Source organism: Pseudovibrio japonicus, from assembly GCF_014651595.1.
In the GTDB taxonomy this organism is placed as follows: Bacteria; Pseudomonadota; Alphaproteobacteria; order Rhizobiales; family Stappiaceae; genus Pseudovibrio; species Pseudovibrio japonicus.
Window position 1 is genome coordinate 336,241 of record NZ_BMXE01000003.1, and the last position, 13,428, is coordinate 349,668.

Consider the following 13,428-nt stretch of genomic DNA (forward strand, 5'->3'; position numbering starts at 1 on the left):
ATGCTTTCTAACCCTGCTGATCCTCTGGCTGCGCCGCAGCCCAAGGCAGGTGGTATTGCGGCGAGGGCCATGGCTGCACGGCAAACCGGTGCGCCAGCCTACATGGAAGGCTTGAATGCGGAGCAGCGGCTTGCTGTTGAGACGATCAACGGCCCTGTGCTTGTTCTTGCAGGAGCCGGCACGGGTAAGACACGGGTTCTGACAACACGTATTGCGCACATTCTTGCAACTGGTCACGCCACACCGGGGCAGATCCTTGCGGTGACCTTTACCAACAAAGCTGCGCGCGAGATGAAAGAGCGTATTGGCGCTTACATTGGCGACGGTGTTGAAGGCATGGCGTGGCTGGGCACGTTCCACGCGATTTGTGTGAAGATCTTGCGCCGCCATTCTGAACTTGTCGGGTTGAAGTCCTCGTTTTCCATTCTGGATACAGATGATCAGATCCGTCTGATCAAGCAGATCATTAAGGCGGAAGGTCTGGATGAAAAGCGTTGGACTGCAAAGACATTTGCCGGATTGCTGGACAGTTGGAAGAACCGTGGTCTGACACCTGAGCAGGTCTCCGTTGGTGAAGCGCAGGCTTTTGCGAATGGGATGGGGCGCAAGCTTTACCAGACCTATCAGGAGCGTCTTGCGATTTTGAATGCCTGTGATTTTGGTGACTTGCTGCTGCACTGCATCACCATTTTCAAAGAGCATGATGATGTGTTGAAGAGCTTCCAGCACCGCTTCCGCTATATGCTAGTGGATGAGTATCAGGATACCAACATCGCGCAGTACATGTGGTTGCGCTTGCTGGCGCAGGGTAATTCCAACGTGGCCTGCGTTGGTGATGACGACCAGTCTATCTATGGCTGGCGCGGTGCTGAAGTTGATAACATCCTCAGGTTTGAGCAGGATTTTCCGGGCGCTACCGTGGTTCGGCTTGAACGGAACTACCGCTCGACGAGCCATATTCTGTCTGCTGCTTCTCACTTGATCGCGCACAATCAGGGCCGGTTAGGGAAGACCCTCTTTACAGATCAGATGGGATCTGAGGATGAAGAGAAGGTGCAGGTTGCCTCTGCCTGGGATTCTCAGGAGGAAGCGCGTTCTGTTGGTGATGAGATTGAAGCGCTGCAGAACCACGGTCATTCTTTGAACGAGATGGCCATTCTGGTGCGTGCGTCGTTCCAGATGCGTGAGTTTGAGGATCGGTTCGTTACGCTTGGACTGAACTACCGCGTGATTGGCGGTCCGCGCTTTTATGAGCGCATGGAAATTCGCGATGCGCTGGCCTATTTCCGCTGTGTGATGCAGCCCTCTGATGACCTGGCGTTTGAGCGTATTGTGAACACGCCGAAGCGTGGGCTCGGGGAAGCAACGCTGAAAATCGTGCATGAATATGCGCGGGAGCGGGCTATTCCGCTGATGATTGCGACTGAAGAGTTGGTCCAGACCAACGAGCTGCGCCCGAAAGCTCGGGCAGCGCTCGCAGATGTGCTTGGCATGTTTGATAACTGGCGCAATCAGGTTGAGAGCATGAGCCATACGGAGCTTGCCGAGGTTATCCTTGACGAGAGTGGCTACACCCAGATGTGGCGGCAGGATCGGTCTGCGGAAGCGCCGGGGCGTCTGGACAACCTGAAGGAACTTATCCGCTCCATGGAAGAGTTCGAGAGCATGGCTGGCTTCCTTGAGCATATCTCGCTGGTGATGGACAAGGATAGTGATGCGGAAGAAGATGCAGTGTCGATCATGACGCTTCACTCCGCAAAAGGTCTTGAATTCGATAATGTCTTCTTGCCGGGCTGGGAAGAAGGGGTGTTCCCGAACCAGCGGGCATTGGATGAGACCGGTCAGGCTGGCTTGGAAGAAGAGCGCCGTCTTGCCTATGTGGGCCTTACCCGCGGGCGCAAGCGGGTGAAAGTGTGGTTCACGTCAAACCGGCGTATTCATGGCTCCTGGCAATCCTGTATTCCATCGCGCTTTCTTGATGAGCTTCCTGCAGACAGTGTGGAGGTTGTTGAGGCCTCCGGCTCTTATGGCGGATATGGTCTGAACAGTGCAGGTGGTGGTTATGGTGCCAGCCGGTTTGAGAACAGTGATCCCTTCCAGAGCAAGTATTCAACACCGGGCTGGCAGCGGGCGCGCAAGGCGCAGTCGTCTGGTCAGAAGTACGGCAAAATGCATGGTGGGAACCAGAGCCGCCGAGCCAAGAAGGCTGGGCCGATGACCATTGAAGGGGAGCTGGTTGCCAAGAGCGTTACCGAGGTTGGTAGTGATTTTGCGATTGGTGAGCGGGTCTTCCATATGAAGTTCGGGTACGGTGCTATCAGCGATATCGAGGGGAATAAGCTTACCGTCGATTTTGAAAAAGCTGGTACCAAGAAAGTGCTCGATAGCTTTGTTGAACGGGCATAAGCCTCAATTTTGCGTAAGTTGCCTTTAGGGTAGATTGTGTTATCTCTCTTCTAAGTTGCGTTGGGAGGTGGCAATGCATGACGTGGTTAGCGCGCTGGCAATGATTGGTGTTGCGGGCGTTGGTGCGCAGTGGCTTGCCTGGCGTTGGTCCTTACCCGCGATTGTTCTTCTGCTTGTTGCTGGCTTTCTGCTTGGTCCGGCAAGCGGCGTTCTCAACCCGGCTGCGTTGTTTGGTGATTTGTTGCGTCCAACTGTTGCGCTCGGCGTGGCGGTGATCCTCTTCGAAGGTGGTCTTTCCCTTAATTTTCAACGTATTGGCGGTGTCGAGAAGGCAGTCCGACGGCTCGTCCTTTTGGGCGCGTTTATCGCGTTTTTGTTGGGCGCGCTGAATGCACACTATATTGCTGAACTGAGCTGGCCTTCAGCTCTTGTGTTTGCCGCAATCCTGATTGTTACCGGCCCGACTGTGATCATTCCGCTGCTCCGTCAGGCGCGGTTGGAACGGCGGGTGAGTTCGCTGCTGCGTTGGGAAGCGATCCTTGCTGATCCGCTCGGGGCGCTGCTCGCCGTGTTCATGTTTGAAGGCTATATGGTTTATCACGGTGACCATGGGTTTTGGGTGCTTGCAATCCGGGCCGTGGCTGGACTGCTGATTGGTGGCGTTGGTGGCTGGGCACTGGGGCGTGGGTTGATTTGGCTGTTTGTTGGCGGTCGGGTGCCGGAGTTTCTCAAGGTGCCACTGATCTCGTGAGCGTGATGGGTGCCTATGCGCTTTCCGATCTGGTTTTAGAAGAGTCCGGTCTGCTGACAGTGACGGTTCTCGGGTTGGTGCTTGGCAATTCCCGCCTTGCCAGCCTTGAGGAGCTGAAGCGGTTCAAGGAAGCGGTCACGATTATTCTGGTTTCTTCGGTTTTCATTGTTCTCACAGCTTCGGTTTCGCTGCGCAGTCTTGCGGAGTTTGGAATGGCTGATCTGGCCTTTGTGTTGGTGTTGTTGTTTGTAATCCGGCCAATCTCAGTTTGGGTTGGGACGATTGGAGCTCATCTCAGCTGGAAGGAGCGGTTGTTGGTGGGCTGGATTGCGCCGCGCGGTATTGTGGCGGTGGCTGTCTCCGGTTTGTTTGCCAGATCTCTTATGGAGCATGGAGCACCTGATGGGGAGCGGCTGGCGGTTTTATCATTTGCTGTGGTGGTGGTGACTGTGTTTGCGCATGGGTTCACGCTTGGGCCATTTGCGCGGTGGTTGGGGCTTTCCAGTCGTATGGGCCCTGGGCTTTTGATTGTGGGGGCGAGCCGGTTCAGCGTTGCGCTGGCGACCAAGCTGAAGACGCTGGAGGTTCCCACCCTGACTGTTGACCGCAACTGGGGCAAGCTGCGGCTTTCGCGTAGTGCGGGGCTGGAGACCTATTACGGAGAGGTTCTTTCTGAAGAAGTGGAAAATGCCCTGCCGCTGGAAAACTACAGTGTGCTGCTCGCCGTGACGGATAATGATGATTACAACGCGCTTGTGACAACCAACTTCGGGCCTCTTATGGGGCGTGGGGAGGTGTACCAGTTTGCGCCGCCGGAAGAGCAAAGCGAGAAAGAAAAATTTCGGCGTGTGGTGACGCTGGGTGGTCGGCCATTTCTTTCGCCGGAACACGGTTACAATGATCTTGAGGGGAAGATCCGTGAAGGTTGGTTTATCAAAGCCAGTGAGCTGACAGATACATATGGCTGGGCCGAGTTTCAGGAAGCATTGCCGGAGGCTGCGGTTATGTTGATGTTGATTGGGCCGTCCAAGAAGCTGCGCCTACTGAACAGTGCTGTGTCAGAGGCGCCTGCTGCCGGTTCCATTATACTGAGCCTTGTTCCCAGTGAATATGCGGCAGAGCGCGAGAAAGCCTCGTGAGTGCTGGCTTTTCAACGCTGTGCATTCTATAGGCTATGCAAAGATTTTGTATGAGCTTGGATAGCTCATCGCAACTAAGGGATTAGGCATGGATACGATCCGGGTTCGCATTCCGGCACCTGAGGCCGAAGCAAAGGCTCTGGCCATCATTATGGAACAGTGCTTTGAGGATGACGGTTTTCCAATTGCTGTCTTTGAAAGCTCCTTGGATGGAACCGTTTGGACAGCAGAAGTGCTGGTTCTGGAGTCCACCGTTGATGAAGCGGTCAAACTCGTTGAGATGCGTATGTCTGAGCACTTTGAAGGCGGTGTCATGCCAGATGATTCCGAAGTTGAAGTGCTGCCGGACATCAACTGGGTTGCCAAGTCTCTTGAAGGTTTGAAGCCGGTTCGTGCTGACCGGGTGATCGTGCATGGTGCGCATGACCGTGATGCGGTCAACACCTCTGATATTGGTATCGAGATTGAAGCTGCACAGGCGTTTGGTACAGGCCACCATGGCACCACAGAAGGGTGTTTGCTGGAGCTTCAGCGGTTGTTGAAGCGGAATAAATACCAGCGGATGCTTGATCTGGGCACTGGTACCGGCGTTCTGGGTATCGCCTTGGCGAAGCTCTCGAGCGCGGAAGTTCTGGCGACCGATATTGATCCGATTGCGGTCGAAGCAGCGGTTGATAATGCACGCAAGAATAATGTTGGCCCGCACTTCAAGGCCTTTACCGGTGCTGGCGTGGATGATCGCCGTTTTAGCGAGTTCGGCCCGTTTGATCTGGTTGTTGCCAATATCCTTGCAAAGCCTTTGATGCAGATGTCTGCCAAGCTGTGCCGCAACCTTGCTGAAAAGTCCGCTCTGGTTCTTTCGGGCTTGCGCATTGAGCATGGTCCGCGGATTATCTCTGCTTATGGTCAGCAGGGCCTGAAGCTGGTGCACCGCCGTGAAATTGACGGTTGGTTGACGCTGACTTTTGCAAAGGGCAAGTGGGCCCCATAAGTTCTGGCACATTGCCTAACGAATTGAACCCTCAGTGCTGATGCAGTGAGGGTTTTTTATTGTGCTGAAGGGGACCAGCAAAAAACAAAAAACCTTTGCTTCCTGATCCGGCAATTTGGGAGGAACTTGCCGGGGAAGCAAAGGTTTTTTTGTGTGCTAAGCAACTGGGAGGAATTTGCTTAGCTTGCTAGATATTGGGAGGAGATATCTAGCAGTATGAGTGGCATTTTTAGCGCTAGTAGCTGCTGATGGCTGCCGGCCATTTGTGTCGTGCGGTTCACATTGGGAGGAGGTGTGACCCGCCGGTTTGCTTTGGGAGGGAAGCGCCCCGTCGACAAGAGGAGTTATCCATTATTTCGCTTTGTAAAAAAAGACATAGTTTCGCATGTCGATCATGCGATTTATGCATAGCTTTAAGTGGTTGTAATCTGAATTTGCATGGACATATAAGCAGGCTTACATTTCTTGTTTGAAATGTGTCCCGCCGCCTCTGTTCTGCCTGATGTAAAAGCAAAATTCCTCTGAGGAGCCACGTTTGCGTGGTTGAGTTGTGGGGCAATCAGCATTAGCCTTCCGGCATGTTTCAGAGCTTTGACACAGTAAATGATAAATCTCGTGGGCCGGTTCGGTTGGCCGCTCTGCGAGACGAGCTGGCCTCTCGCGGGCTTGATGGCTTTCTGGTCCCACGGGCTGATGCCCACCAGGGCGAATATGTGCCTGCAAGTGACTGCCGGCTTGAGTGGCTGACGGGTTTTACCGGTTCTGCCGGTATCGCTGGGGTGCTTACTGAGAAAGCAGCGGTTTTCATTGACGGGCGCTACACCATTCAGGTGCGTGATCAGGTAGACGAAGATGCGTTTGCCTATCGTCATCTGACTGATGAGCCGCTGACGGCGTGGATTCGTGAGAACGCCAAGGAAGGTCAGAAGATCGGTTACGATCCGATGTTGCATCCGGTTCGTCAGGTTACCTCTCTGAAAACCGCTTGTGAAAAGGCTGGCGCTGAACTGGTCGCTACGGACAGCAACCCGATTGATGCTGTTTGGACGGATCGTCCGGAAGCCCCGCTCGGTTCAGTGAAGATTCACCCAATGCAGTTTGCAGGCGAAAGCGCTGCGGACAAGATCAAGCGCATTGGTGAAGAGATTGCGGAGAACGAAGCTGATACCGCGCTTTTGACCCAGCCTGATTCAATCGCATGGCTGCTGAATATACGTGGGAGCGATGTTACTCATACGCCGTTGCCGCTGTCTTTTGCTTTGGTGCCAGCTGCGGGTAAACCTTCCTTGTTCATTGATGGACGCAAGCTATCCAACGAAGTGCGTGATGAGCTGAGCGGGCTGACTGATATTGCTGCTCCAGCCGAGCTTCTTCCAGCGTTGACGGCACTAGGCTCTGAAGGCAAACGGGTTCTTATTGATACCAGTCTTGCCGGACAGGCTCTTTATGACGCAGTCGCCGACAATGGCGGTCATGTTGTGGCAGGGCAGGAACCGACCTTGTTGCCTAAGGCTGTCAAAAACCAAGCCGAGATTGAAGGCGCGAAATCGGCCCATCTTCGTGATGGTGTTGCTTATGCACGCTTCCTTGCATGGTTTGAGAAGACAGCCCCGCTTGGTGGTCTGACAGAGGTTTCTGTTGCAGAAAAGCTTGAGGAGTTCCGCCGTGAGACTGGTGCGTTGAAGGATATCTCCTTTGACTCGATCTCCGCAGCTGGTCCTCATGGTGCGATTTGTCATTACCGCGTGAGCTATGACAGCAATCTGCCTATTGAGCTGAACAGCGTTTATCTGATCGACTCCGGCGCTCAGTACGAAGACGGCACGACGGACATTACCCGCACGCTTGCTGTGGGTGCGGTGACGGCGGAGCAGTGCGAGCACTTTACGCTGGTTCTAAAAGGCCATATCGCGATTGCAACTGCACGCTTCCCTGTCGGGACAACGGGCTCACAGCTGGACACGCTTGCACGTATCGACCTTTGGAAACAGGGCCTTGATTTTGACCATGGGACCGGCCACGGCGTTGGCTCCTACCTTGGCGTGCATGAAGGTCCTCAGCGGATCTCCAAGATGCCAAACAGCATTGCGCTGAAGCCGGGTATGATCCTTTCCAACGAGCCGGGCTACTATCGTGCTGATGAATACGGCATCCGCATTGAGAACCTTGAGTTGGTGACGCCTGCTTCGAGCATTGAAGGTGGTGATCAAAAAATGCTCGGCTTTGAAGCACTGACGCTTGCGCCGATTGATCTGCGTATGGTTGATACCAAGCTTCTGTCGGAGTTCGAGCTGAACTGGCTGAATACCTATCATGCACGTGTTCGCGAGCTGATTTGTCCGTTGCTGGATGACGAGACCAATGCGTGGCTTGTAGAGGCGACCCGTCCGGTTTCGCGATGATGGTCTGCTTCCGCTAATGATAAAGAAAACCCCGCTCATGGAAGCGGGGTTTTTGTTTAGAAAGCGGTGAGGGCCATTCTTAAGACAACCACGCTGACAACTCCTATTGCCATGGCTGCCAGCATGGGCAAACGCAGCGCGGCGATGGCCGTGATGGCTGTAGCAGTGGTTTCTGCAGCGCCAGTGGCGAAGGCTATGGGGGCGACAACTGACATAAGGATTGCGGGTGGGACAGCTTGCAAGGCTGCCTCTGTGCGGCCTGAGAAGGTGACGAACCTAGTCAAAACCAGTCCTGCGATCCGGGTCAGGTAGGTGCTTGCCGCCATTGCCAGAATGGTGAAGAGGACAAGCGGATCTACTGCGAAGATTTCTGAGCTCATGACTGGAGTGCCTCCGCAGGTTTTAGCTGTGTCTTCGGGCTGTCATCATACTGGATTGCGGCGGCGATGACGCCTGCAACTGCGCCAGCAATTATGTACCAGGCTCCGGGAACGAACTTGTAGGTGAGTACGGCTGCAAGGCCGCTGGCTGCGAGGACCACGCCGGTCTTGCGTCCCTGCCAGAAGCCCATGACCAGACAGATGAAGAGGGCGGTGAAGGCAAAGTCCAGACCAAAGCGGGATGGATCTCCCATAACCGCGCCGATCAAGCTTCCGGCAACTGTTGCGACCTGCCATGTGACGAACAGGGTGAGTCCGACCCCCAGATAGAAGCTGAAGGTTGTGTGGTGCTTGATAGCGCGCTGCTCGGAAAGGGCCCACACCTCATCTGCCAATATGAAGAAGCCGAGGTATCTTTGCAGCGTTGTCCAGTGCCCCAGCTTGGGAGCCAGCGAAGCGCTCATGAGCACATGGCGTAGGTTGATCAGGAACGTTGAGAAGGCAACGGTGACCCACGGAAGCGGGTCTGCCCACAAATCCAAAGCAAGGAACTGCGAACCGCCTGCAAACACGAAGGAGCCCATCAGCAGGACTTCTAATGGGGACAGTCCTTTTTGGGCTGCAAGGGCGCCAAAGAGCAGGCCGATGGGTGCTACGGCGAAAATCAACGGGAAGAACGTTGTGACGCCGAGCAAAAATTCATTGGGGCCAGCGTTGACCGCTGATTTGTTCTGATTGGTTTTCACAAAAACCTCCTAAAGCCGAGGTGGTGTTTACAGGCATGCTGTAATCCGCCTCGGGTATTCTTGCCGGAAAGCCGGTCGTCCCTTCTCGGGAATATGCTTTAGAAGGGTTTTAAATCAGAGTGATAGGGAGCGTCTTGAATGAGATTGCTGTTTTTCGCGCCTGCTGGAGAAACACAGCGATCAGGTGGTAATTACGGACCTTTGGAAGGCAGCAGGTGTTGTGCCGACACGTGATTTGAACTGACGTGTCAGGTGAGCCTGATCCGCAAAGCCGCAGAGGGATGCTGTTTCGCTCGGGGAGGCTCCACGTACAAGCAGGCGTCTTGCGTTGCGCACGCGCACATCTGTCAGATAGGCGTGCGGGGTTTGGCCTGTCGCCTTTTTGAAGGAGCGAATGAGGTGGTACTTGGAGCGGCCCGAGATGTTCACCAGATCATCCAGATGCACGGTATCCATGAAGCTTTCCTCCAGATATTCGCGGGTCCTCCTGACAGCGACGGGATCTTTCGAGCCCAACAGATTGTCAGTGAAACTGCCGTATCTGGCGAGCATCTTTGCAAAGATCATGTAAAGTGTTTCGTCCGCTTCCAGATCAATGGAGCGGTTTTGTATGGACTTGTGCGCTGCTATGAATTCCTGACACAGCTCCGGATCATAGACACGGGGCTCTGGGAAAAACGGCGTCCCGCTTTGCGGCTTATCTGTCATATCTTCAGCAATGCTTTTGAGCAGGGATATGCTTGGATAGGTCATGCGGTAGGTGTAGCCGTGGCCTTCCGGTATGCCGTCGTGAAGCTCGAAGGGGTTCACAAAGACCAGATCTCCGGGGCCTGCAAATATCTGCTGTCCACGTTGCCAATAGACCTGACAGCCAGACAGAATGCCGCCGACGACAAAGGTGTCGTGGGTGTGGGGCTCGTACACATGCGTTCTGAAACTTGCTGCAAGACACTCCAGTCCGTCAAAACGGGGCGCGCACCAGAACTGTGCGTTCTCGCCTGAATTGAGCGGAGTTGCTTCCAATGCAGCTTTTTGAGTGACCGTCTTCATTGACCCAGATTATCCATCAGTGACAGGTATGTCTTGAATGAGATTGCTGTTTTTTTCAGATGGGTCAATGGAGATTATCTGGGGTTTAGCTAGCGGTGTTCCTCAACATTGGCCTGAATCAGCGCGGAGTTGAAGTAACGTAGAGCCTTCACATGGCTTGCGTAGCCGATGATCTGAGTGGGGTCTTTAGGGTCAACAACAGGGAGCGTTGACTTACCCGCATCGTCAAAGGCCTTGAGGGCTTTTTCCAGCGTGTCCAATGGCGCAAGAGCAGGCGCTTCTGTGTCTGGATCAAACGTGGTGTCAGTGTCCGGTCTTGGTGGGTCGGCGAAGTCTTCCACATGCACGATGCGGACCAGCCACTTGTGGGCGCCATCCTGCAACATGACACCGCGCATTTCCAACTGCCAGTGGAAGTAGGAGCGGCCATGGATTGCCTGATTGAGGCCGGTGGAAATGGAGACGGCGATGAGCAAGGCGATGGAAAGTTCGTAGCCGCCGGTCAGCTCAAACACGATCATAGTGGTTGAGATTGGTGCGCCAAGCACCGCAGAGGCGACAGCTCCCATGCCTAAGATTGCGTAAAGGCCGTGGCTGGAGGCCATTTCCGGCAGAATGTTTGCTGCGATCAGGCCAAAGGCACCACCTGTCATTGCACCCAGATAAAGGGAAGGCGAGAAGATACCACCTCCGAAGCGGGAGGCGAGGGTGATTGCTGTTGCGATTGTCTTCGCAACCAGCAGCGAGAGCATCAATGTGAGCGGAAGTTGGGAGTTAAGCGCGCCATCGGTTGCTTCATAGCCTACGCCGAGCACTTCCGGATAGAAAACGGCAATAGAGCCAACCAGTGCGCCGCCGACGATGGGGCGGAACCAGATCGGCATTTTGACGTTTCTGGCAACCCAATCAGCTCCAATCAGTGCGAACTGGAACATGATGGCGACAACTGCACAAATGATGCCCAGAAGCACAAACGCAGGGAATTCCCAGTAGGTGCTTATTTGATAGTGAGGCAGGATGAAGGCCACTGCTTCGCCAAAATAGAGACGGGCGATCAGTGTTCCCATGGCCGAGGAGAGCACAATGGGGACAAAGGCTGACAATGCATAGTGACCCAGGATGACCTCATGGGCAAAGAGAACGCCCGCAATGGGTGCGTTAAAGCTTGCGGAAACGGCACTTGCGACACCTGCTGCAAGCAAGATGCGCATTGCGGAATCGGGTAGTTTCAGTCTGGTGAAGACCGAGGTGCCGAGCGTTGCGCCCAGATGGACCATGGGCCCTTCGCGGCCAGCACTGGCGCCACTGCCAAGCGAGATGATGGTGATGAAGGCAGATGTGATGCCGGACCAGAAGGGCAGGCCTCTGCCACCATGAGCACGCGCTTCTATAACATCTGCCACGCCGCCCGCCCGCTGCTTCTTTTGCACGGTTTGTAGCAGGAGCCCAACAACTGCACCGCCAAGAACGGGCGCCAAAACAACCACATACCATGGCTGTGAAGCAGCTGCGGTGATCATACGCTCCGAGGCGGTGCCAAGCCATACCCACTGAACCATTCCGATCCCGATGCGAAACAGGATCGCAGACACGCCGACAGCCGCTCCGATTAACAGTGCGAGAAACCAGACAAGCGGAAGTCGTGATGACATGAACAAACGCAGGTTTGGTTCGATCCACTTATGTGCGAGATGTAATACAGTTTTCAGCGCGTTGGCTCGGTTGGGCATAATGGGTTAAGCGATGCAATAATGAATGATGGGAGTGTCTTTAGCGAGATTCCCAGTGAAACGCCAATCAGGATATCTTCTGACATCCCGATTTGACCCTATTATTTTCAACAAGCACTGAGAAAGACTTAAGGAAGGTCAATCATCCACCGGCACTAGCAGGTTCGGCCTTGCCAAATGCTCAATATTGCGGACCATGCTGAGGGTTATAATTTCGAAAAACGCCGAGTCGTGTTTTGGGTTTTTCTGAGAGGCCTGAAAACAGCTTCCGGGGGGAAGTCTCTGGATTATAAGGGAGGTCTGCTATGTCTTTAGCGGAGATGCAGCTGAGGGTTACGCGTAATGATGAGGGGATCGACAAAGCGATCACATCCCTATCCGCAAGGTTTGGCGACCGCTGCCAGACTTCCCAAAGCTTACGCGAACAGCACGGCCATACCACGTCGTGGCTGCCTAACCAGCCGCCGGATGCTGTTGTGTTTGCCCACTCGACGGAGGAAGTCTCAGAAATCGTCAGGCTTTGCGCGGACCTGCGCGTTCCGATTATTCCGTTCGGGAGCGGGTCTTCTTTAGAGGGGCATCTGAATGCGCCGGGCGGCGGTATTTCGCTGGATCTTTCCCAGATGAATGAGATTGTTGCGGTTCATCCCGAGGATCTGGACTGTGTGGTGCATCCGGGGGTGACTCGCAAGCAGCTGAATGCTTACTTGCGTGATACGGGCTTGTTCTTTCCGATTGATCCGGGTGCGGATGCCACGATCGGCGGTATGACAGCAACGCGGGCGTCGGGCACCAATGCGGTGCTGTATGGCACCATGAAGGATGCGGTTCTGGCGCTGACAGTGGTCATGCCTGATGGAAGCATTGTGAGGACAGGAAGCCGCGCCAAGAAGTCTTCTGCCGGATATGACCTGACACGCCTGATGGTGGGCTCTGAGGGAACATTGGGTGTGATCACTGAAATCACACTGAAGCTGAACGGGATACCGGAAGCAATTTCGGGTGGTATTGCCTCCTTTGATAGTATTGCAGATTGCTGCAACACGGTTATTGAAGCGGTGCAGTATGGGATTCCGATTGCCCGAATTGAGCTGCTGGATACGCTCTCAGTCAAATCGGTCAATGCCTATTCAAAGCTGTCCTTACCAGAATCGCCGTTGCTGCTTGTGGAATTCCACGGCACGGAGGCCTCAGTAAAGGAGCAGGCAGAGCGCTTTGGCGACATTGCAGCCGAGAACTCCATGAAGAGCTTCGAGTGGGCAACAGACCCGGACGAGCGGAACAGACTATGGGCGGCGCGGCATGATGCGTACTGGGCTGGGCTTGGCTTGGCGCCAGAGCGGACGGGGCTTGCGACCGATGTGTGTGTGCCGATCTCTCGTTTGGCTGATTGTGTGACGGCTACGCATGAAGACATCGAAAAAAATGGCTTGATTGGCCCGATAGTTGGCCATGTGGGGGATGGGAACTTCCATGTGCTGGTCCTGACCGACCTGACTGATCCTGAGGATGTTGCCAAGACTGAGGCCTTTGTGGAACGTCTGAACTACCGGGCCATCGAAATGGGTGGGACGTGCACGGGTGAGCATGGCGTGGGGCAGGGCAAAATGAAGTACCTGCCGAAGGAGCATGGAGCTGGAGTGGCGGTTATGGCGGCAGTTAAACGCAGCCTCGACCCTCTGAATATCATGAATCCCGGCAAGATTGTTTCGCTAGATGCCAAGTAAAGACGTGCGATAAATACGCACTTGCTTCGTTCCATTCGGAAAGATTGCCTTAAATCGTTGCTGTTGTCTTGTTCCTGCTGTAATTCACATAGACAAACGAGTGTTT

10 protein-coding genes are annotated in these 13,428 nt (G+C 54.4%); 6 read left to right on the forward strand and 4 right to left on the reverse strand.

The window, feature by feature from the left end:
* The 5 genes from IE076_RS10065 (at position 1) to IE076_RS10080 (ending at position 7,689) form a co-directional block, all read left to right on the forward strand.
* A complete protein-coding gene (locus IE076_RS10065; protein WP_244649656.1) occupies positions 1-2,406 on the forward strand; it encodes an ATP-dependent helicase in 2,406 nt (801 codons plus the stop codon).
* Between the two features lie 73 nt (positions 2,407-2,479).
* Positions 2,480-3,157, forward strand: a complete 678-nt coding sequence (locus tag IE076_RS22985; RefSeq protein ID WP_209009013.1) for a cation:proton antiporter domain-containing protein — start codon at positions 2,480-2,482, stop codon at positions 3,155-3,157.
* 5 nt (positions 3,158-3,162) lie between these two features.
* Positions 3,163-4,296: a cation:proton antiporter domain-containing protein gene (locus IE076_RS22990; protein WP_280514297.1), complete on the forward strand. Its 1,134-nt coding sequence runs from the start codon at positions 3,163-3,165 to the stop codon at positions 4,294-4,296.
* 88 nt (positions 4,297-4,384) lie between these two features.
* A complete protein-coding gene (locus IE076_RS10075; RefSeq protein WP_189436645.1) occupies positions 4,385-5,287 on the forward strand; it encodes a 50S ribosomal protein L11 methyltransferase in 903 nt (300 codons plus the stop codon).
* 578 nt (positions 5,288-5,865) lie between these two features.
* Entirely contained in the window at positions 5,866-7,689 is a 1,824-nt protein-coding gene (locus IE076_RS10080) for an aminopeptidase P family protein (protein ID WP_189436646.1), read from the forward strand.
* 56 nt (positions 7,690-7,745) lie between these two features.
* Here the strand turns inward: IE076_RS10080 and IE076_RS10085 are convergent, their stop codons facing one another.
* From IE076_RS10085 to IE076_RS10100, 4 genes are all read right to left on the reverse strand, one after another.
* Positions 7,746-8,069 (reverse strand): AzlD family protein, encoded by a 324-nt coding sequence (locus tag IE076_RS10085; RefSeq protein WP_189436647.1) that lies wholly within the window; start codon positions 8,067-8,069, stop codon positions 7,746-7,748.
* On the reverse strand, positions 8,066-8,815 hold the full coding sequence (locus IE076_RS10090) for an AzlC family ABC transporter permease (protein WP_189436648.1): 750 nt from the start codon (positions 8,813-8,815) through the stop codon (positions 8,066-8,068). Before IE076_RS10090 ends, IE076_RS10085 begins: the two co-directional genes overlap by 4 nt.
* 180 nt (positions 8,816-8,995) lie before the next feature.
* Entirely contained in the window at positions 8,996-9,865 is an 870-nt protein-coding gene (locus tag IE076_RS10095) for an AraC family transcriptional regulator (RefSeq protein ID WP_189436649.1), read from the reverse strand.
* 89 nt (positions 9,866-9,954) lie between these two features.
* The gene (locus IE076_RS10100) at positions 9,955-11,595 is read right to left on the reverse strand and encodes a chloride channel protein (RefSeq protein ID WP_189436650.1); all 1,641 of its coding nucleotides are present in this window, start codon (positions 11,593-11,595) and stop codon (positions 9,955-9,957) included.
* Positions 11,596-11,900: 305 nt separating this feature from the next.
* Here IE076_RS10100 and IE076_RS10105 point away from each other — a divergent pair, with 305 nt between their 5' ends.
* A complete protein-coding gene (locus IE076_RS10105; RefSeq protein ID WP_189436651.1) occupies positions 11,901-13,322 on the forward strand; it encodes an FAD-binding oxidoreductase in 1,422 nt (473 codons plus the stop codon).
* The last annotated feature ends 106 nt before the right edge of the window (positions 13,323-13,428 follow it).

Excerpts from the sequence above, each read along its gene's own strand:
- IE076_RS10095 (WP_189436649.1), bottom strand. The coding sequence starts at position 9,865 with ATGAAGACGGTCACTCAAAAAGCTGCATTGGAAGCAACTCCGCTCAAT.
- IE076_RS10100 (WP_189436650.1), bottom strand. The coding sequence starts at position 11,595 with ATGCCCAACCGAGCCAACGCGCTGAAAACTGTATTACATCTCGCACAT.
- IE076_RS10080 (WP_189436646.1), top strand. The coding sequence starts at position 5,866 with ATGTTTCAGAGCTTTGACACAGTAAATGATAAATCTCGTGGGCCGGTT.
- IE076_RS10085 (WP_189436647.1), bottom strand. The coding sequence starts at position 8,069 with ATGAGCTCAGAAATCTTCGCAGTAGATCCGCTTGTCCTCTTCACCATT.
- IE076_RS10065 (WP_244649656.1), top strand. The coding sequence starts at position 1 with ATGCTTTCTAACCCTGCTGATCCTCTGGCTGCGCCGCAGCCCAAGGCA.
- IE076_RS10075 (WP_189436645.1), top strand. The coding sequence starts at position 4,385 with ATGGATACGATCCGGGTTCGCATTCCGGCACCTGAGGCCGAAGCAAAG.
- IE076_RS22990 (WP_280514297.1), top strand. The coding sequence starts at position 3,163 with ATGGGTGCCTATGCGCTTTCCGATCTGGTTTTAGAAGAGTCCGGTCTG.
- IE076_RS10105 (WP_189436651.1), top strand. The coding sequence starts at position 11,901 with ATGTCTTTAGCGGAGATGCAGCTGAGGGTTACGCGTAATGATGAGGGG.
- IE076_RS22985 (WP_209009013.1), top strand. The coding sequence starts at position 2,480 with ATGCATGACGTGGTTAGCGCGCTGGCAATGATTGGTGTTGCGGGCGTT.